Source organism: Rhizobium leguminosarum (genome assembly GCF_019798305.1).
GTDB lineage: Bacteria > Pseudomonadota > Alphaproteobacteria > Rhizobiales > Rhizobiaceae > Rhizobium > Rhizobium leguminosarum_U.
Map to the genome: position 1 here is coordinate 1 of NZ_JAAXDD010000018.1, position 19,733 is coordinate 19,733.

At 60.8% G+C, this 19,733-nt stretch carries 20 protein-coding genes and 1 tRNA gene; 12 read left to right on the top strand and 9 right to left on the bottom strand.

The genetic code is table 11. From position 1 onward, the window contains the following. The 4 genes from HFO99_RS27610 to HFO99_RS27625 form a co-directional block, all read right to left on the bottom strand. Positions 1-214: porin (locus HFO99_RS27610; RefSeq protein ID WP_222364845.1), on the bottom strand; the 214-nt coding region annotated here is incomplete at its 3' end. A 569-nt stretch (positions 215-783) separates the two neighbouring features. Beyond that, positions 784-874: transfer RNA gene (locus HFO99_RS27615), tRNA-Ser, on the bottom strand. 168 nt (positions 875-1,042) lie between these two features. After that, positions 1,043-2,260 carry an NAD(P)/FAD-dependent oxidoreductase gene (locus HFO99_RS27620; protein ID WP_315860504.1) on the bottom strand — a complete coding sequence of 406 codons (1,218 nt, stop codon included), beginning with the start codon at positions 2,258-2,260 and terminating at the stop codon, positions 1,043-1,045. 184 nt (positions 2,261-2,444) lie between these two features. Next, on the bottom strand, positions 2,445-3,560 hold the full coding sequence (locus HFO99_RS27625; protein ID WP_222364847.1) for a Gfo/Idh/MocA family protein: 1,116 nt from the start codon (positions 3,558-3,560) through the stop codon (positions 2,445-2,447). A 206-nt stretch (positions 3,561-3,766) separates the two neighbouring features. Between HFO99_RS27625 and HFO99_RS27630 the strand changes: the two genes are divergently transcribed. The 8 genes from HFO99_RS27630 to HFO99_RS27665 all read left to right on the top strand — a co-directional run bounded on the left by HFO99_RS27630 (position 3,767) and on the right by HFO99_RS27665 (position 12,464). Then, a complete protein-coding gene (locus tag HFO99_RS27630; protein ID WP_222252751.1) occupies positions 3,767-4,642 on the top strand; it encodes a MurR/RpiR family transcriptional regulator in 876 nt (291 codons plus the stop codon). Positions 4,643-4,734: 92 nt separating this feature from the next. Next, positions 4,735-6,669 carry a bifunctional 5-dehydro-2-deoxygluconokinase/5-dehydro-2-deoxyphosphogluconate aldolase gene (gene iolC / locus HFO99_RS27635; RefSeq protein ID WP_222364848.1) on the top strand — a complete coding sequence of 645 codons (1,935 nt, stop codon included), beginning with the start codon at positions 4,735-4,737 and terminating at the stop codon, positions 6,667-6,669. A gap of 201 nt (positions 6,670-6,870) precedes the next feature. Then, entirely contained in the window at positions 6,871-8,721 is a 1,851-nt protein-coding gene (gene iolD, locus HFO99_RS27640; protein WP_222364849.1) for a 3D-(3,5/4)-trihydroxycyclohexane-1,2-dione acylhydrolase (decyclizing), read from the top strand. Between the two features lie 168 nt (positions 8,722-8,889). Continuing rightward, on the top strand, positions 8,890-9,810 hold the full coding sequence (gene iolE, locus HFO99_RS27645) for a myo-inosose-2 dehydratase (protein WP_222364850.1): 921 nt from the start codon (positions 8,890-8,892) through the stop codon (positions 9,808-9,810). 211 nt (positions 9,811-10,021) lie between these two features. Next, positions 10,022-10,819: a 5-deoxy-glucuronate isomerase gene (gene iolB / locus HFO99_RS27650; RefSeq protein WP_222310349.1), complete on the top strand. Its 798-nt coding sequence runs from the start codon at positions 10,022-10,024 to the stop codon at positions 10,817-10,819. Between the two features lie 89 nt (positions 10,820-10,908). After that, positions 10,909-11,136, top strand: a complete 228-nt coding sequence (locus tag HFO99_RS27655) for a DUF1127 domain-containing protein (protein WP_222252746.1) — start codon at positions 10,909-10,911, stop codon at positions 11,134-11,136. Positions 11,137-11,300: 164 nt separating this feature from the next. Next, entirely contained in the window at positions 11,301-12,137 is an 837-nt protein-coding gene (locus HFO99_RS27660; protein ID WP_222364851.1) for a helix-turn-helix transcriptional regulator, read from the top strand. 165 nt (positions 12,138-12,302) lie between these two features. Then, on the top strand, positions 12,303-12,464 hold the full coding sequence (locus tag HFO99_RS27665) for a hypothetical protein (protein ID WP_222332879.1): 162 nt from the start codon (positions 12,303-12,305) through the stop codon (positions 12,462-12,464). Between the two features lie 43 nt (positions 12,465-12,507). On the opposite strand, the gene HFO99_RS27670 is transcribed toward HFO99_RS27665, so the two are convergent. Further along, a complete protein-coding gene (locus tag HFO99_RS27670) occupies positions 12,508-13,875 on the bottom strand; it encodes an MATE family efflux transporter (protein WP_222364852.1) in 1,368 nt (455 codons plus the stop codon). Positions 13,876-13,958: 83 nt separating this feature from the next. Continuing rightward, positions 13,959-14,399: a glyoxalase superfamily protein gene (locus HFO99_RS27675; RefSeq protein ID WP_222332877.1), complete on the bottom strand. Its 441-nt coding sequence runs from the start codon at positions 14,397-14,399 to the stop codon at positions 13,959-13,961. Positions 14,400-14,752: 353 nt separating this feature from the next. On the opposite strand from HFO99_RS27675, the gene HFO99_RS27680 reads away from it, so the two are divergent. After that, positions 14,753-15,085 carry a hypothetical protein gene (locus tag HFO99_RS27680; RefSeq protein ID WP_024323752.1) on the top strand — a complete coding sequence of 111 codons (333 nt, stop codon included), beginning with the start codon at positions 14,753-14,755 and terminating at the stop codon, positions 15,083-15,085. Here the strand turns inward: HFO99_RS27680 and HFO99_RS33685 are convergent. Then, positions 15,036-15,299: a hypothetical protein gene (locus tag HFO99_RS33685; RefSeq protein ID WP_261316956.1), complete on the bottom strand. Its 264-nt coding sequence runs from the start codon at positions 15,297-15,299 to the stop codon at positions 15,036-15,038. The two genes, HFO99_RS27680 and HFO99_RS33685, sit on opposite strands and share 50 nt — an antisense overlap. A gap of 90 nt (positions 15,300-15,389) precedes the next feature. On the opposite strand from HFO99_RS33685, the gene HFO99_RS27685 reads away from it, so the two are divergent. Then, the gene (locus HFO99_RS27685; RefSeq protein ID WP_222332876.1) at positions 15,390-16,256 is read left to right on the top strand and encodes a LysR family transcriptional regulator; all 867 of its coding nucleotides are present in this window, start codon (positions 15,390-15,392) and stop codon (positions 16,254-16,256) included. Between the two features lie 132 nt (positions 16,257-16,388). Here the strand turns inward: HFO99_RS27685 and HFO99_RS27690 are convergent, their stop codons facing one another. Next, positions 16,389-16,835, bottom strand: a complete 447-nt coding sequence (locus HFO99_RS27690) for a host attachment protein (RefSeq protein WP_222252740.1) — start codon at positions 16,833-16,835, stop codon at positions 16,389-16,391. 365 nt (positions 16,836-17,200) lie between these two features. Between HFO99_RS27690 and HFO99_RS27695 the strand changes: the two genes are divergently transcribed. Together HFO99_RS27695 and HFO99_RS27700 are read left to right on the top strand one after the other, a co-directional pair. Continuing rightward, on the top strand, positions 17,201-17,602 hold the full coding sequence (locus HFO99_RS27695) for a PilZ domain-containing protein (protein ID WP_222364854.1): 402 nt from the start codon (positions 17,201-17,203) through the stop codon (positions 17,600-17,602). Between the two features lie 104 nt (positions 17,603-17,706). Beyond that, positions 17,707-18,822, top strand: coding sequence for a pyridoxal phosphate-dependent aminotransferase (locus HFO99_RS27700; protein WP_222364856.1), 1,116 nt, complete (start codon positions 17,707-17,709; stop codon positions 18,820-18,822). A gap of 213 nt (positions 18,823-19,035) precedes the next feature. Here the strand turns inward: HFO99_RS27700 and HFO99_RS27705 are convergent, their stop codons facing one another. Next, complete coding sequence (locus HFO99_RS27705; protein ID WP_018071017.1) at positions 19,036-19,302, bottom strand: SEL1-like repeat protein; 267 nt, start codon at positions 19,300-19,302, stop codon at positions 19,036-19,038. Positions 19,303-19,733 lie beyond the last annotated feature (431 nt).

Sequence of the window (19,733 nt, forward strand, 5' to 3'; positions counted from 1 at the left end):
CTTCGCCAACGTTGACCTGGAAACGGATGTAGCCTTCGATCTTGAGGCAGGTTTCGGTGCCCGGGATGTAGAAGTAGCCGGTGCCGTAAGCGTCGCAGACGCGAACATATTCAACCGGTTCCGGCTCGGCAGCAACGATAGCGTCAGCAGCCTGAGCACCGGAAACTACTGCCAGAGCAGCAGCGGAGCCGAGAAGAAGGCTCTTGATGTTCATAAATGACCTCCAATTCAAAGTTTCGATCCGGGTTTGGGATCTTTCGCTGAGCAGCGTTCCCTGCCCCATCCCCGTGTTTCAAGAAGTGGACGATCAGTCGCCCTTGCTTCCGACGCTGAAAATACAAGACGGGGGCCGTCACGCAATCACCAACTTACTCGGATGGGGGGTTTGGCGGAGCCTTCCCGACATTCTGTTGCTGAAAGGACACAAGTCGGGCATCCGGCCTCGATTTCCTTTATGTTTTGTTAAGAAAACCCTGATTTTGCGGCTGCTTAGGTCGGGTTAACAAAGAATTGGACATGCGTTTTGCGACACATTCGTGACACTTTTTTGACAAATCCAGGCCTTGCGGGGAATATCAGGATTGTCGGAAGCGTAACCGGACATGCACCGATCCGCTTTTGCCACCTGCCGGGGCATGAACGTGGAAGGTGATTCCCGCGACCGATTCTCTCGCTTCAGGGGCGGGAGAGATTTTCTCGTTTCGCGGCCCTAGACCTAGCCGACCAAGCGAACATGATTCCTTGGCAGAAACTAAAGATCGACGGCCGCTCAGAAAATCAGAATGGCGGAGAAGATGGGATTCGAACCCACGATACGCTTTTGACGTATACTCCCTTAGCAGGGGAGCGCCTTCGACCACTCGGCCACCTCTCCGGTGCGGCCTAACTATGGCGACCGGTCTGTGAATGCAAGGGTTTTTTGAGCTTTCACCAGAAGAAATGAGCGAGCGGCTATTCGGCTGGTCGCGCAAACAGACCTCGCCTCCGGCCGAGATCCGCGGAGTTTGATCGCGCTTCGTTCTCTTCGATGAAGAGGCCGATCTCAGACGAGCAGGCTCTTAAGGTCAGCAGAAGGGTCGGCGAGAATCGATTTGTCGGGGTTAGTCCCGGATTCCAGCAGTTTTTTGCCGGTCACATAGGCTTTCGCGTCGTTGATGGCATCGACGGCGATCAGCATGCCTTCCCTGAAGTACCAAACCGAATGGGCGCCTTCACGGGTGCCGGGACGCAGCAACGTCTCGTCATAACCGAGATTGAAACCGGCAATCTGCAGCTTGACGTCATACTGGTCGGACCAAAACCACGGCTTCGGCGCATAAGGCTCATTGCCGCCGGCGATGACGGCTGCCGCTGCTTCGGCCTGGTCGACGGCGTTCTGCACCGATTCGAGCCTGATGCGGCCGCCCTGCCACGGAAGTGCAGCGCAATCGCCGGCCGCAAAGATCGCCGAATCGGATGTACGGGCGAATTCGTCGACGACAATACCGTTGGCGACTTCGAGGCCGGCTTCCTTGGCGAGCTGGTCGTTCGGCGCGACGCCGATGCCGACGACGGCGAAATCGAGGTCGATGACCGATCCGTCGGAAAGTGCGGCACCAGTGACGCGACCATCCTTGCCGATCAGATGCTTGAGCCCTGTCTTCTCGCGGATCACCACGTCATGTGTCGCGTGGATCCCGCGCATGATGTCGGCGGTCTCCTTCGCCGCGACGCGCTGCAGGATGCGGTCGGCCATCTCGATGACGGTGACTTCCAGGCCGCGATGGCGGGCAACGGCCGCGGCCTCGAGACCGATATAACCGCCGCCGATGATGAGGACGCGGCGACCGGGGCGCATCTCGTCAGCAAGCAGATCGGCATCGCGCTTGTCGCGAGCGACATAGACGCCTTCGAGATCGCCGCCGATTGCGGCCGGGAGCCGGCGCGGCGTCGAGCCGGTGGTCAGCGCCAGCGTGCCGTAATCGAGAACAGAGCCGTCCTGCAGCAGAACCTGCTTGCTGTCCGGCTTGATCTGCTCGGCCCAGGTCGAACGGCGAAGATCGACATCATTGTCCGCATACCAGTGCTCGGCGCGAAATAGCAGGCGGTCGAAGGCCATTTCACCGAGCAGGTATTTTTTCGAAAGCGGCGGGCGCTGATAGGGAGCGACGTCCTCGGCGCCGAGGAGGGTGATCGGGCGCATATCCTTCAACGCACGCAGCTTGGCCGCCAATGCGAAACCGGCTTGTCCCGCGCCGATGATCACCAGTCTATCCGTCACGATCTCACTCCTGAAGCTGCGCCCGACACCCATGCCAAGGCCTGTCCCCTAAAGCGCCGCGCATCTTTCAGACACGCAAAGGACGCTGTCGCATTTTAAGTTTCAGCATAATCCCTGAAATCGTCCCGATTTTAGGGATTATGCAGTAGCCCGTGCGCCGTCAACGGAAAGCGGCCTCTTACATTCAGCCGATCTCGATCCAGCGGCGCTCGTGGAAGGACTGTGCCATGGCATGCACCGACTTCTCTATCCTGAGACCGTCTTCGAATGTCACGATCGACGACGACTCGCCTGATATTGCCCGGATCAGTTCACGGCATTCGATGATCTTCAGATCGTTGAAGCCGAGGCCGTGGCCTGGTGCCGGAATGAACCGATCATAAGGCCGATGGGCGGGTGCCGCCAGTATCTTGCGGAAGCCCTGTTCGGAGCCACGACCGTCGGCCTGATAGAGCTCGAATTCGTTCATCCGCTCCTGGTCGTAGACGATCGAGCCTCTCGAGCCATAAATCTGCAGCGCAATGCGGCCCTTGCGACCCCAGGCGGCGCGATTCGCCATCAACACGGCGGAGATGCCGCCGCCAAGCCGCATCAGCACGTTGGCGCCATCGTGGTTTTCGACGGCACGGCGACCACCTTCGCTCAGCGGGCGATCGGCATAGGGCCTCACCATATCCGTTATGACGGCCTCGACATGGCCGAAGAGATACCAGAGCAACGACAGCGGGTGGACGGCGAAATCATCGAGCGCGCCGTAGCCGGCGGAAAGCTCGCTCTTCCAATAAAAGAAGACATCGGGATCGGCCATGAAATCCTCATCCATCTCGACGCGAATATGATTGACCGTGCCGATAGCGCCCTCGCCAATCAGCGCCCTGATATGCCGCATGACGGGATTCTGAATGTAATTGTAACCAAGGGCGGCAACCTTGCCGGATCGCTTCGCCGTTTCCAGCATGCGCTCGGCATCGGCATAGGCCGGCGCCATCGGTTTTTCGCACCAGACATGCTTGCCGGCATCGAGGGCTGCAATCGCCATCTCGGGATGAAACTGATTGGGCGTGGTGACGGAGACGACGTCGACCTCGGGGTCGGCGATCAGCGCCCGCCAGTCGGCCGTCGCCTTCTCGAAACCGAATTCACCGGCACGAGTCTCAGCAAGCTCGGCATTGGCTTCGGCCAGATGCACAAGACGCGGACGCTCGACATCGCCGAACACCGTCTTTACCGCATTCCAGGCCAGCGCATGGCACTTGCCCATATAACCGGTGCCGATCAAACCGATGCCGAGTGGCTTCATTCCCGTCTCCTCCAGAGCTGTGCGCGGATTTTTGGAATATTTGGATCATTTTGACAAGGACCTGCTCGCAGGCATTTCTGCGCCCTTCCCGAGCAGATTGTCTAAAAGCCTTCAATTACAGGGGATTAAAAACAATTAGCCGTGTCGTTTGAAATCGTTTATGTTCGATAATATGGAATGTTTGTTTCATCTCGTGAGCCGTAAGCATGGATAACGATCCCCAGAGGCATGCGCGTGTGCCGCGCGATTTCGAAAGCCTGCGCAGCACCATCATCGAGCGCAAGGCGAGCATGCCGAAGCGGCTGGCGCAGGTCGCCGCCTTCGCGCTCGGCAATCCCGACGAAATCGCCTTCGGAACGACGGCGAGCATCGCGGCCGCCTCCGACGTCCAGCCCTCGACGCTGGTGCGCCTGGCGCATCATCTGGGTTATGGAGGCTTTTCCGACCTGCAGAGCATCTTTCGCGAAAGATTGCGGGACCGGACGCTGAGCTACGAAGAGCGCCTCGTCACGCTCGAGCAATCGAACGGTGACGATGAGGACGCCAATCTGCTCTCCGGCTTCATTGCCGCGGCAAACCAGTCGGTCAACCGGCTGGCGGCGACGGTGCAGAGCGATACTTTCACCAAAGCGGTGAATATCCTTGCCAACGCCGAGACGATCTATCTGATCGCCAAACGGCGCTCCTATCCTTTGACGGCGCACATGACCTACGCTTTTTCCAAGCTCAACATCCGTCACCAGATCGTCGCCTCGCCGAACGGCGTTGACCCTGAGATGGTGCAGTTCGCAACACCGAAGGATGCTGCGATCGCGGCGAGCTTTTCGCCCTATGCGGCCGACAGCCTTAGCCAGAGCCAGGAGCTTGCCGACCGCGGCGTCCCCGTCATCGCGATCACCGATTCGGCCTTTTCGCCGCTTGCCGCCTGCGCCACGCACTGGTTCGAGGTGGCGGAGGCCGATTTCGCCGGCTTCCGCTCGCTTTCGGCCTCGATGGCGATCACCATGGCACTGCCGGTTGCAATCGCCGAGCGGCGGCGTAAGCGTCAGCAGTCAAAACCTGCAAAAGGCAAAATGGAATAAATATTCCGAATTGACAAAATATCGGAACCGATGTTTCATTATTGAAAATTCGCAGGCACTGGAAGCCGCGCAAAATCTAGCGGGAGGACATCATGGTACAATCGAATCCGGGTTCACAGCCGGAGCCGGCGCTTGATGTGATCACCATCGGCCGTTCCTCGGTCGATCTTTACGGCCAGCAGATCGGTTCGCGGCTTGAGGATATCGGCTCCTTTGCCAAGTCCGTCGGCGGCTGCCCGGCCAATATCGCCATCGGCACGGCACGGCTCGGCCTCAAATCCGGCCTCATCACCCGCGTCGGCGACGAGCAGATGGGACGCTTCATCCGCGAGCAGTCGGCGCGCGAAGGTGTGGCGACAGACGGCATCGTCACCGACAAGGAGCGGCTGACGGCGCTGGTGCTGCTGGCAGTCGAGGCCGAGGGCGTGTCGCCGATGATCTTCTATCGGTCGGACTGCGCCGACATGGCGCTCGATGAAGGCGATATCGACGAAGATTTCATCAGATCGTCGCGCGCCGTTCTCGTTTCCGGCACGCATTTCTCGCGGCCGAATACGGAGGCCGCACAACGCAAGGCTATCCGTATCGCCAAGGCGAACGGCCGCAAGGTGATCTTCGACATCGATTACCGGCCGAACCTCTGGGGCCTTGCCGGCCATGCGGAAGGCTTCGAACGCTACGTAAAATCCGACCGGGTCTCCTCGAAGATGAAGGAGACGCTGCCGGATTGCGACCTCATCGTCGGCACCGAAGAGGAAATCCTGATTGCTTCCGGCGCCGACGACGTGCTCGGCGCGCTGAAGGAGATCCGTCGGCTGTCGCCGGCGACGATCGTGCTCAAGCGCGGCGCCATGGGCTGCATCGTCTATGACGGGCCGATCGCCGACGATCTCGAAGCCGGCATCATCGGCCAGGGTTTCCCGATCGAGGTCTTCAACGTGCTGGGCGCCGGCGATGCCTTCATGTCCGGCTTCCTGCGTGGCTTCCTGCGCGACGAGCCGCTGAAGACCTGCGCCACCTGGGCCAATGCCTGCGGCGCCTTCGCCGTCTCCCGTCTGCTCTGCTCGCCGGAATATCCGACCTGGGCGGAACTCGACTTCTTCCTGACGACCGGCAGCAAACACCGGGCGCTGCGCAAGGACGAGGCGCTCAACCATATCCACTGGGCATCGACCCGGCGCGGCGAAATCCCGCTTTTGATGGCGCTGGCGATCGACCACCGTTCGCAGCTCGTCAGCGTCGCCGATGAGCTCGGCGTCGGCCATGATAAGATCGTCGCCTTCAAACGGCTGGCGGTGGCGGCAGCGGCGCGGGTTTCGAACGGTCGCGACGGCTACGGCATGCTGATCGACGAACGCTTCGGCCGCGACGCTTTCTTCGATGCGGCGACGAAGAATTTCTCCTGGATTGGCCGGCCGGTGGAATTGCCGGGCTCGAAGCCGCTGCGCTTCGAATTCAGCCAGGATATCGGCTCGCAGCTTGTGGAATGGCCGCTCGGCCATTGCATCAAATGCCTGTGTTTCTATCACCCTGATGATCCGGCTGAATTGAAAACGGAGCAGCAGGAGAAGCTGCGGGCGCTTTTCGAGGCCGCCCGCAAGGTCGGCCGCGAGCTGTTGGTGGAGATCATCGCCGGCAAGAACGGGCCGCTCACCGACGATACGATCGCGACCGCGCTGGAGGAGCTCTATGCGCTCGGCATCAAGCCGGACTGGTGGAAACTGGAGCCGCAAGCATCCAGTGAAGCCTGGAAGAAGATCGATGCAGTGATCGCCAAAAATGATCCATGGTGCCGCGGTATCGTGCTCCTGGGGCTCGAGGCGCCCGCCGACGAGCTGATCTCCTGCTTCGAGGCGACGCTGGCAGCTCCCTCCGTGAAAGGCTTTGCCGTCGGGCGGACGATCTTTGCCGATCCGGCGCGCGCCTGGCTTTCAGGCGAAATGAATGATGAGGAAGCGATCGCCGATATGGCCGGCCGTTTCCGGCACCTGACAGAAGCGTGGTTGAAGACGCGCGGGCATCAGTAGACTTAGAATCAAGACCCCTCCCCAACCCCTCCCCACAAGGGGGAGGGACTTAACCCGGGGCACCGCCTCACGCCATCAGCAAGCTCCCCTTTGGAGGAGACGTTGCGGCGAGAATGAAGGGAGCCCGGCAGGTTAACCCCTCCCCTTGTGGGGAGCGGTTGGGGAGGGGAAACGCGAAAAGAAAGATTGCGGGAGGCCTCGATGGGCAAGACGATACGGTTGACGATGGCGCAGGCCGTCGCGCATTTCCTGAAAGTACAGATGACGATCGTCGACGGCAAGAAAGTGCCGATCTTCGGCGGTGTCTGGGCGATCTTCGGCCACGGCAACGTCGCCGGCATCGGCGAGGCGCTCTATCAGGTGCGCGAGGAATTGACCACCTATCGGGCCCACAATGAGCAGGGCATGGCGCATGCCGCCATCGCCTATGCCAAGGCGAATTTCCGCACGCGCTTCATGGCCTGCACGAGTTCGATCGGCCCCGGGGCGCTGAACATGGTGACGGCCGCCGGCGTGGCGCATGTCAATCGTATTCCCGTTCTCTTCCTGCCGGGCGACGTCTTCGCCAACCGCGCGCCGGATCCAGTGTTGCAGCAGATCGAGGATTTCGGCGACGGCACGGTTTCGGCCAATGATGCCTTCCGTTCGGTTTCGCGCTATTTCGACCGCATCACCCGACCAGAGCAGATCATCTCGGCGCTGAAGCGCGCCATGCAGGTCCTGACCGATCCCTTGGATTGCGGCCCGGTGACATTGTCGCTCTGCCAGGACGTTCAGGCAGAAGCGTTCGATTATCCGGAAAGCCTGTTCGATGAAAAAGTCTGGACGACCCGCCGGCCGCAGCCGGATGCGGACGAACTGGCGAATGCCATCGCGCTGATCAAGGCGTCGCAGAAGCCGGTGATCGTTGCCGGCGGCGGCGTGCTTTATTCGCAGGCGACGACGGAGCTTGCCGCCTTTGCCGAGGCCCATGGCCTTCCCGTCGTCGTCACCCAGGCCGGCAAGTCGGCGATCAACGAGACCCATCCGCTGGCGCTCGGCTCGGTCGGCGTCACCGGCACGTCGGCGGCGAATGCGATCGCCGAAGAAACGGACCTGGTCATCGCCGTCGGCACGCGCTGCCAGGATTTCACCACCGGCTCCTGGGCACTGTTCAAGAACGACAGCCTGAAGATGATCGGCCTCAATATCGCCGCCTATGACGCGGTGAAGCACGACAGCCATCCGCTGGTGACTGACGCCCGCGAAGGGCTGAAGGCGCTGTCGGCAGGGCTATCGGGCTGGCGGGCGCCGGCAGCCCTCGTCGAGAAGGCGGCTGCGGAGAAGAAGGTCTGGATGGAGGCCGCGGACAGGGCGATGGCGACGACCAATGCCGCCCTGCCCTCCGATGCGCAGGTGATCGGCGCGGTGGCGCGCACGCTCGGCGGCGAGACTACGACGGTGCTTTGTGCTGCAGGCGGCCTTCCCGGCGAATTGCACAAGCTTTGGCCGGCGACGGCGCCAGGCAGCTATCACATGGAATACGGCTTTTCCTGCATGGGCTATGAGATTGCCGGCGGGCTGGGCGCCAAGATGGCACGTCCCGAACGGGATGTCGTCGTCATGGTCGGCGATGGTTCCTACATGATGATGAATTCCGAGATCGCCACCTCGGTCATGCTTGGCCTCAAGCTCAATATCGTCGTGCTCGACAATCGCGGTTATGGCTGCATCAACCGGCTGCAGATGGGAACCGGCGGCGCCAACTTCAACAATCTGCTCAAGGACTCCTATTACGAGGTGATGCCGGAGATCGACTTCCGCACGCATGCCGAAAGCATGGGCGCCATCGCCGTCAAGGTCGCCTCGATCGCCGAGCTGGAGCAGGCGATCGCCGACTCGAAGAAAAACGACCGCACCTCGGTCTTCGTCATCGACACTGACCCGCTTGTTACCACGGAGGCCGGCGGCCACTGGTGGGATGTCGCGGTGCCTGAGGTCAGCCCGCGCGAACAGGTCAACGAAGCGCGCAAGGGCTATGTCGAAGCACGCGCCGCCCAGCGCATCGGCTGATCTACTGCATGATTCCTTAAATCGGGACCGATTTAAGGACAAAATTATGCAGCAATTCGAAGTGCTACAGCGTCCTATGCGCGTCTGAAAAGACGCGCGGCGCTGTAGTGCTATTATTTCTCGGAAGAGCGTCCCGGCTTTTCCGCAATGCTTTTAAGGAGAATGTTGATGAAGGCCAAACTCGGCATGTCGCCCATCGCCTGGTGGAACGACGATCTTCCTGAGCTCAGCGACGATGTGTCCCTGGAGGAATGCCTGCGGCAATCACGCGGTGCCGGCTTTACCGGCATGGAAAAGGGCCGCCGCTTCCCCGACGATCCCGAGGTGATGTTGCCCATCCTTCGCGCCGCCGACGTCACGCTGTGCGGCGGTTGGTTCTCGGGCACGCTTGTTGACGAGGAGCTTGCCGCCAACAAGGACCGTATCGCGCCGATGATCGAACTGTTCAAGGCCGTCGCCGCGCCCTGCATCGTTTATGGCGAACTAGGCCGTTCCATCCAGGGCGACCGCTCCAAGCCGCTCGCGACCAAGCCGCGTCTTTCCGATGACGAGATGAAGGCCTATGCGCACCGCGTCACCCGGTTCGGAGAATGGTGCGCCGAGCAGGGCATGCCGCTCTCCTACCACCATCACATGGCCGCCGTGGTCGAAACCGAGCCGGAACTCGACGCCTTCATGCGCCATTCGGGCGAAGGCATCCCGCTGCTGCTCGATGCCGGGCATTTGGCCTTTGCCGGCGGCGACGTGCTGCGCGCCATCGGGAACCACCACGCCCGCATCAACCATGTTCACGTCAAGGACATCCGCAAGCCTGTCGTGGATGGGCTGGACCGCAGCCGGCAGTCCTTCCTCGATGCGGTGGCGCTTGGCGCGTTCACTGTGCCGGGCGACGGCTCGCTCGATTTCGGCGCCATCGTCCAGCGGCTGGCCGATCACGGCTATGAAGGCTGGTTCGTCGTCGAGGCCGAACAGGATCCGCGCAAGGCCCCACCGCAGAAAATGGCCGAGATCGGACACGCCGAGTTGATGCGCGTCATGACGGCCGCGGGCTATACCGTGGAAACGGAAGGCTTTCCTAAGGGATCGTAGAAAACTGTTTGCCCGGAGATTCCTCTCACAAGGAGTTCGTCTTCCGGACTGCTGGAGCAAGAAGCCCCCTCATCCGCCCTTCGGGCACCTTCTCCCCGCTGGGGAGAAGGGGGAATGGAAACGGCGCGGCATGTCCCTTCTCCCCTCGGGGAGAAGGTGGCGGCAGCCGGATGAGCGGGCCGCACCCGCCAATTTACGAGGAGAAACACCAATGCCAAACCTCAAGGTGAAACCATCAGGCACGCATGGCCGCGTCACCCATGTCACCCCGGAAAACGCCGGCTGGACCTATGTCGGCTTCGATCTCCATCGAGTGAAGCCGGGCGAGACCGTTTCGGGAGAGACGGGCGATCGGGAGGTCTGCCTCGTCTGGGTGACAGGCAAGGGCAAGGCGTCCGCCGGCACCAAGGATTTCGGCACGCTCGGCGGCCGGATGAACCCGTTCGAAGGCGCGCCGCATGCGCTCTACATCCCGATGGAATCGACATGGTCGGTGACGGCGGAGACCGATCTGGAGCTCGCGGTCTGCTCCGCACCTGGCGGCGGCACCTATCAGGCGAAGGCGATCCCGCCCGGCACGCACCCGCAGGTGACACGCGGCAAGGGCACGAATGTGCGCTACGTCAACAATATCATGCCGGAGGACGACAGTTCGGCGCATTCGCTGCTGGTCGTCGAGGTGATCACGCCGGGCGGCCATACCTCCTCCTACCCACCGCACAAGCACGACCAGGATGACCTGCCGAACGAGAGCTTCCTGGAAGAGACCTATTACCATCGGCTCAACCCGCCGCAGGGCTTCGCTTTCCAGCGCGTCTACACCGACGATCGCTCGCTCGACGAAGCGATGGCGCTCGAGGACGGCGATGTGACGCTGGTGCCGAAGGGCTACCACCCCTGCGCCGCCTGCCATGGTTACGATCTCTATTATCTCAACGTCATGGCCGGCCCGCAGCGGATCTGGAAATTCCACAATGCCGCCGAACATGAGTGGCTGATGAAGGCGTGAAGGCTTCCTCAGATCGCTAAATAATCTGACAGCGCGAAACTGCCGCTGATGGTTCACTGCCTCCATCCAAACACGGATGGAGGATCACCATGCACAGCTCGAATTTTACGATACCGGCCCGAAATATTCGCTCTTCGCGCTCTATACGGCCCGGCCTTTTTATTGCGATCATCACCGCTGCCCACTGGCTGGCACGAAAGGTGAGCGAACGACGCAACCTGAATGCGCTGATGGAACTTTCCGATGAGCAGCTGAAGGATATCGGCCTTTCCAGGGGGCAGACGGAAAGCGACGTCCACGTCTATAGTCGCTACTGAAACGTCAGCGTGATACCATGCCCTACAGCGTAGTGCGTCGTTTAAGACGCGCAAAGAACGGCGTAGCATTTTGAACCGCTGCATAATTCTTTCAATCGATCCCGATTTAGGGAATTATGCAGTCGGTCGGCTCGTCGGGCGGCCCGTCTGACCCGGAACACGCAATGTCGCAGTTTTCAACAGCGCCGCTCCTGAAAACGAAGACGGTCACCATTCGTGACATCGTCTGCAATGGCGAGTGCCGGCACAAAAGCAACGAGGAATGCGCGCACAGGACGAGCCTCGTCTATCCCTATCGCGGCGTCTTCATGCGGCATGTCGGCCGCAATGATACTGTGGCCGAAGCCAATCAGGTCTTGTTCTTCAATGCCGGCCAGGGATATCGGATCAGCCATCCCATCGAGGGCGGCGACGCCTGCATCGATCTGGCGATCGACGAATCCATGCTCGAAGAGCTTACGCCGAAGGAGCAGGTGCAGACCGGCCCGCCTTTTGCCTTCCGCCGCCAGCGCCGACGGATCGATCCGCGCGCGCAGGCCCTGGTCGCTCTCCTGCGTCATGGTCTCACCCGCAACGTCGCCGAAACGCTGGAAGCGGAAATATTGGCGCTGACGCTCGTGCGCCGTTCGCTCGGCGAGCGCACATCGCATGCCGCGGGCGCCAGCGCCGGCCGGCAGAAACTCGTCGATCGGGCAAAGCTGGTGCTTTCCTCCGATCTCGCGCGGCGCTGGACACTTTCGGAAATCGCCTCCGAAGTGGGCGTCTCACCCGTTTATCTCACCCAGGTCTTCCAGCAGGTCGAGGCCACACCGCTCTATCGCTACCAGCTGCGGCTGCGGCTTGCCCGCGCGCTTGATCTGCTCGGCCAGTATGAGGATCTGACGGCGCTCGGGCTTGATCTCGGATTTTCCAGCCACAGCCATTTCAGCGCTTCCTTCAAGCAGTCCTTCGGGCAGACTCCGGCCGAATTCCAGCGAGCGGCGCAGCTGCGGCGCAGGTGAAAGCCTACAGCGCCGCCATGTCTTCTCGATAGCCGTAAAGGACGCTGCAGCACTTCGAATTATGGAGGAGGTCCGATCGCTAAAGATTTCGACAGCGGCAATGCGGTGTTCGATGGTCTTATGAGACTGTCCCGATCGCGGGACGATCAACCGGAGGATCACCAGATGAAGAAGACTACATGCGCTGCCTGCGACTGCGAACTCGGCGCAGAGGCCATTACCGTCAAGCTCGGCGGCAAGACTGTCGAGGTCTGCTGCCAGGAATGCGCCGAGGCGCTGAACGAGGCGGAAGCCGCGACAACGGCCGCTTCGAGCGGCAAGGAATAGACGATGCAGGAAAAGCCGCGCTGATGAGCGCGGCTTTTCCGTCTCAGGTTGGTAGAAGACCGTAGCGCCAGCCGCGGCGTTTCGCATTCTGCGACAGCACCAGGAAGGCAAGAATGAACATGCCTGCCTCGGCAAAGACCGGCACCATCCAAATTCCCTGTTCGCCGAAGACAAAGGGCAGCAGGAAGGTGAGCGGCAGGGTGAGCAGATAGGGCCGCGACAGGCCGAAGATCGCCGCGCGCGGTGCATCGCCGATCGACTGGAAATAGGATGACAGGATCAGCATCTGCCCGAAGAGAAAATAGGCGCCGATCGTCCAGGGCAGAATCCGCCTGACCTCGGCAATGATCGCCGGATCGGCAACGAAGACGGTGCCGAGGTGGCCAGCCAGCACCTCGACGGTGATCTCCACCAGAGTGCAATAGACGAGTGCTGCGAGCATGGCGATCTGCAGACTGCGGCCGACGCGGAGCTCGAGGCCGGCACCGTGATTGTTGCCGGCGATCGTCTGCAGCGCGATGGCGAGGCCAAGCAGCGGCAGGTAGGTGAAAGTCATGATCCGGGTGATGATGCCATAGGCAGCCACCGTCGCGATGTAGTCATGCGTGCTCCAGAGCGAGACGTTGATCAGAATGGCGGCCGAGGCCAGCGATATGCCGATGAAACCGAGGCTCATCGGCGCGCCGAAGGCGACGATGCCGCGCCATTCGGCAAGAGCCAACCCCGGGGAAGGCCTCAATGCCGCCGGCCGGCGCCTGCGATAGGCAAGCACGGCTGCGAGACAGACGAATTGCGAGGCGATCGAGCCGGCTGCCGAACCGAGCACGCCCCAATGCATCACCGCCATGAACAGCCAGTTGGCGAGGATGTTGAGCAGCGAGGCCGATAGCGTCACCAACGTCATGAAACCAATCCTGCCTTCGCAGCGCAGCCCGTCGAGATGCAGCGACAGGAAGAAGCTGGCCGGCGCACAGGCGATCATCGCGCCCATGAACAACGTGGCGCCATGGGCAACAGTGGCATTGCCGGCGGCACCGGCATCGATGATCTCCCTGCCCACCGTCCAGTAGACCAGATTGAGGATGAGGGTGACGGCGAGCGCCAGCGCATGCGCGCCGGCAAATACCCGACGTGCCCCATCGCGATTGCCGGCGCCGAGCCGGCGGGCGAGGATGCTCGCCATGCCGTTCGAGACCAACGCTTGCAGGGCGACCAGCAGCATCAGCCCGGGGAAAATCAGGCTGACGGCAGAGAGCGCGTCCGGGCCGACATAGGCGCCGAGGAAATAGGCATCGACGACGGTGAACAGGCCGTTGACGGTAGTGATCGCGACGATCGGTGCCGCCGTCCTGATGAAGACGCCCGGCAGCCAGCCAGTAAGAAAGGCATTGCCTTCGGAAAGATCGATCATGGAGAAATCCGTGCGATAAGGGGGCGGGGCCCGATCCAGCTAAATCATCTGGATCCGGCGGGCCTCAAAAGGACAAAAACAATCTAGAGATCGAGGACCAGATGCGGCACGCCGCTCGAGGTCTTCCGCGGCGAGACGCCGTCGGCATCGATCTGCACGTTCACGCGCCGGCGAAAGGCCGAAAAGCTCTCGAAAGTAACGACATCTACCGGTTCGTCGAAATGGATGGTGATCCTGTGGAGATCGCCGCCCGGCAGAACCGAAAGCGCCAGAACTTCGCCGGTGAACGGCTGGTTGAGATAACGGCCGCGAATATGCGCGCCGACGAAGAGCGGCGTCTTCGGAGCACCGTTGGGCTTTGCCGCCAGGGCCGCAAGCGTGTTCCAATCGCGCGCGCCATGCTGGCGGGCAATCATTTCCAGGGCCGCACTGTGGGTCAGCGGGGTGCCGCGATCGTTCATCGCCTGGCGCAGGCGCTTGGCCTGAGCCTTCAATTCTTCAATGGCAGGATAGGTCGTCGTCATGGACTGAGCCTTAGGAAGGCATGCTCTTCGACTGCGCATGGGAGCTCGCATTGCCGCCAGTCAGCATGCACAAAGGGCCGTGACCATGATCGCGAGGACTTCACCATGGATTTTCATCCGCGAGCGGCCGGTGCCTCGAACCGGCCTTTATATGCGCGAACGCCGCCGACATGTCAAGAATGGCGGATCTGCCTCAGGAATGCGCAACTTTGGGGCAAATCTGCACGAAAACGGTGCGATTTTCCCGCGGCTTTCACATAAGCATTCAATCTTAACGGTGTTCTTCAGCAAATGTCAGCATTCTTCAGCTAATATCCTGTCGTATTACAGCGGAGGCTAAAAGGGCCTTTCAGATGCACCTCGACACAGAACACCCCAAGCCGGAACGCGCTTACAGGGAATTCAATCTCGACAGGCCCGGCAACATCATCTTCGTCGGCCATCACCTCAGCACCGGAACGCAGGTGCGCTGCCTGATCCGCACGATCACGCTTGCCGGCGCATTGCTCGAAGTCAGCCCGAACCTGGAAATGCCGAGCCATTTCTTCCTCGAAATCCTCGGCATCCATGACGAGATCGGTGCGACCGTGGTCAAGCGAGAAGGCGAATTGGTGACGATCAGCTTCAACATGCTGATCAATCCGGAATTCCTGCACCACGTGTTGCGACTGAACTTCGAAAGCTGAAGCTTTTTCCGATCCGTGAATCATCACGGCGCGTCGCCTTTGTTTCGCCGCCCCGTATTGCGGCGAGACGCGCGATTGCCGGAACGGCCCAGAGAAATCCGCGCCACTCCGGCCTATCCAGCGGATCGGCAAGCGGATCGGCCAAGCGTCCGCGGCGGATCCGGCGATTGCGGGTTTCGATCTCCCTGAAGAGAACAACCCAGTTGAGAAGCATTGCTTCATCCTCCATCTATTGCTGGAGCACTTGAGCTAAGCCTTCGCGCCCTTTCGATGTAGAGGCGCTGGGGAAAGGGGGTTTTCATCCATGAAAGATGCGAGCTGGGACGACCTGCAACTTTTCTTCCATGTTGCCACCGGCGGCGGGCTTTCGGCGGCGGCGACGAGCACCGGGCTCAGCGCACCGACGATCGGCCGGCGCATGCTGGCGCTCGAACGGGTGACCGGCCGATCGCTGTTCAGCCGCGGCCCCACCGGTTATCTGCTGGCCAAGGACGGGCAGGAGCTGCTCGATCGTGTCCGGCTGATGCAGGATGCGGCGCGTGCGATCTCCGACTGGCGCGGCGAGGTGCTGACACTGCCGATCGTCTCGACGGCCGCCGACAGCTGGACCTCGCGCTTCGTCGCCGACCATCTGGCCAGCGTCTGGACGCCGAAGGACAGCTTCCGCATGTGCTACAAGACACGCGATGCGAGCGTCGATTTCACCTATCGCGAGGCGCATATCGCCATTCGCCACAGCCGGCCGGAGAGCGGCAACGTCGCTATCCGCCGTTCGGTCAAGGTGGCGCATGCGGCTTATCAGGCGGCCGACTATGACGAGAAAAACTGCAACTGGATCTCGCTCGGCACCGATACCGCCATCACGCCGGCGGACAAATGGACGTTCGAACAGCCGGATTCCTGGATCACCAGCTGGACGAACACGCCACATATGCTCTTTTACCTCATCCGCGGCGGTGCCGGCCGCGGCGTGCTCCCCTGTTTCATCGGCGATCAGGAGAGCAGGCTTGTCCGCGCCGGGCCTGTCATCGACGAACTGACCTACGAGATGTGGATCGTTGCGCATGACGACGAACGGCAACGGCCGGAGGTCAGGATCGTCATCGACCGCCTGGCGGCGCTCTTTGCCGATCATGAAGAGCTGTTTGCCGGGCAGAGACCGTCGGCATGACACGAAAACGCGGCCTTCTCGATCAGCGATTCCTCAGGGTGCCGCTAGAGCGGTAACCGCTCTATCTTTCTGTTTCTACGCAATTCCGGACGGAAAACTGCTTCACAACTTTCCTGGAATTGATCTAACGGCTCAGGCGGCGAGATGCCGCTCGATCTCGTCGACCGGCATATTGGTATAGTCCTTTGCCACTTCCGCGGTGATCACCGCCTGCGTATCGGCGCTGAGGGCGGGCCGCAGAGCGCCGAGCGCCTTCGGGGGCGCAACGAGGATGATGCGGCGGGCATCCCTCTCCGTCGCCAGTTCGTCCAGCCTTTCCGCGACCTGTTTCAGAAATTGGGCTTCGGCCTGATCCTGCCAGTTGGTCTCCTCAACAGCACTGCGGCTGAAGCCATCGGCTGCATGGCTGCGGCCGGGCTTGTCGGCGCCGATCTCGCGATCGGGCTCACTCGGCTGCGTTAGAGTTTCCAGCACCTTCAGATTCATCAGTTGGGCGCCGCCGGCATTCTGCATGATCAGAGCCTTGGCTCCGTTGCAGACCACGACCCATGATTTCCAAGGGATTTTGACGTCGGTCATCTTCAACTCCTCGCTGTCGTCATTCGAAGCGCGCCGTGCTTCATCGATCAAGGCACAACGCTCGGCCATTGAAAGAGTTCGGGAAAATTGCGCCGAAATCGAACGGGCCGGCGATCCGGCCGATCCTTGCTGCGTAGAAAGACCAAGTTCGGGAAATTGACGATGAAGACATCACTGCTCGCCTGAAAGCCGCGTCCCAATAATGAACATCGGGCGTCCCGCTTGGGCACAAAATTTGAACTCGTTAAAATGGTAATTTTATATTTGACGAATGTGCAAAACATTCATGTGACCTTGGTTGGAGCAAGACCCCAGCTTGAATGAAATCAAGACCCCAAATGCGTCTTGACTGACGGAGAATGTGAATGACTATGCTCCGCGCTACACACCTTGCCACGGTCAAGTCCGCTGTCTACGACCTGCGCTGGGAAGAATTCATCGTCAAGCGGCCAGCCCGCATCGTCGCCGTCCGGCCGTGCCTGACCGGCGTCTCGATGAGAAGCGCCGAGATCATCGATATCTCCCAGGGCGGCGCCACCTTCATCGTCTCGACCACGGCCGGTCTGCCGAAGCATTATTATCTCAACATTCTCGGCCTCGCCTATCGCATCGGATGCGCCGAGGTCTATCGCCACAAGGAACGCATCGGGGTGCGGTTCATCAACATCATGGACCCCGAGGTTCTGCGCCGTGTCGTGCGCACAGATTTCCTTGTCGGCAACATGGAGGCAATCGCCGCCCGACGCGCGCCGATCTTCCGCGCGTGAACCGGCCCATAACAGGCTTATCGCAGAAATAATCTTGCTTGCCTTGGCCGTGCCCGGGCCTATTGTTGCGCCGATTGTCAATATGTCCGGGAAACCGCCTTCGCATGTCCGCCTTTTCGCGCTTCACACCTCTTGCCAGCGCCCTGCCCTCCACAGTTCCCTTCGTCGGTCCCGAGGCCATCGAGCGCCAGCGCGGGCTTGCCATTTCGGCGCGCATCGGCGCCAACGAGAACGGCTTCGGCCCCGCGCCCTCCGTGTTTGCCGCGATGCGCGAGGAGGCCGGCAATATCTGGAAATACAATGATCCGGAGAATTTCGCGCTCAGGGAAGCGCTTGCCGCCCATCTCGGCGTCTCGGCCGTCAATATCGCTATCGGCAGCGGCATCGACGAATTGCTCGGCCAGATCGTCCGGCTGGTGATCGAACCGGGCGCGCCCGTCGTCACCTCGCTCGGCGCCTATCCGACCTTCAATTTCCATGTCGCGGGTTTCGGCGGCCGGCTGGTGACCGTTCCCTACGCAAACGACCGCGAGGATCTCGATGGTCTGCTCGATGCCGCGAAGCGCGAGAATGCGCCGCTCGTCTATTTCGCCAATCCTGACAATCCGATGGGAAGCTGGTGGGATGCCGCCAGCATCGTCGCTTTCGCCCGGGCGCTGCCAGAGACGACACTGATGGTGCTCGACGAGGCCTATAGCGAGACGGGGCCGGCAGGTTCGCTGCCGTCGATCTCCTCGCTCATCGAGATGCCGAACGTCGTTCGCACCCGCACCTTCTCCAAGGCCTACGGACTTGCCGGCTCACGCACCGGCTACGCGATCTCGACGGCAGGCACGGCGCAGGCCTTCGACAAGATCCGCAATCATTTCGGCATGAACCGGTTGGCGACGGCGGCGGCGCTCGCGGCGCTGAAGGACCAGGCCTATCTCGCCGAGGTGGTCGTGAAAATCCATGCGGCGCGGGAGCGGATCGGCGGCATCGCCCGGGCGAACGGCCTCGTCCCCCTGCCCTCGGCAACAAATTTCGTGGCGATCGACACAGGGCGCGACGGCTCTAATGCGCGGTCGATCGTCGACGGCCTGATAGAGCACGGCGTCTTCATCCGCATGCCTGGTGTGGCGCCCCTCAACCGCTGCATCCGCATCAGCGTCGGGCCGGAGGCGGATATGGCGCTGCTCGAACAGGCTTTGCCGCAGGTTCTGAAAAAGATCGGCCGATAAAACAGAAGAACCGCGGCCGGTGGAGGAAATCCGGTCGCGGTTCTCTTCTCCCGGCGTCGGCCCCGTCCAAAGCGCCCCGCCAGCCCCTCTTTTTGAGGTTGTTATTGCCGCTCTTGTCGAATTCCTGATCGGAGACGGTCTCAGAGCATGATGACTCTTTAATTTGGAGCAGGATTCAAACTTCAGGCCGAAGCGGCCTAAAATCATCCTGTTCTAGTGAACCGTCATCCACTCGCGGGCGGCGCGTAGCGCTGCCACGAGCTGCATCTTGTCCATGGCGGCGGCCACGTCGGCACGAAGCTCGGCGGCGCGATCGTTGCCCTTGATTGCGGCGATGTTCAGCCATTTGTGGGCTGCGACGAGATCGACTTCGCAGCCGCGGCCGGTCGCATACATCAGACCCATTTCACAGAAGACATCGGCGCTGTTGTCGCCACCCATGGTGGCCGTTTCAGCATTGTGCATTTCAAAGCGTGCCATCGGTTTTATCCCTGTTAGCCTGTTTATGACTTACCCTGTTTTACCTCTGGGCCTTGCCGTCTATCGCGGCTTGCGGCCCTTCCGGTCCGGCGGGTTTTCCCCGCTCGTTTGATGGCTTCACTATGCCAAGCGGCCTTCAAAAAACGCCTAAAATGCATGATTAATTTGCGACGAACAAAGTGCAAATGCTTGGTAAATTTGGATTTTTGTTAAACATGAGATTCCTTGCGGATTAAGGATTTTCGCTTAAATTTTACGAAAGATTCAGATTTGAAAATAAACGGACCGTTCATCATGAAATCAGCAGGCGATGTCTTTACAAGCTCGGCGCATGGCTTTTTTCTGCCGTTTCACCGATCCGCAGAACAGCGATGGCCTTATTTGCCTTTACGTTCGCGTCAGTTATTTTCGCGACGATCGAGGACATCATG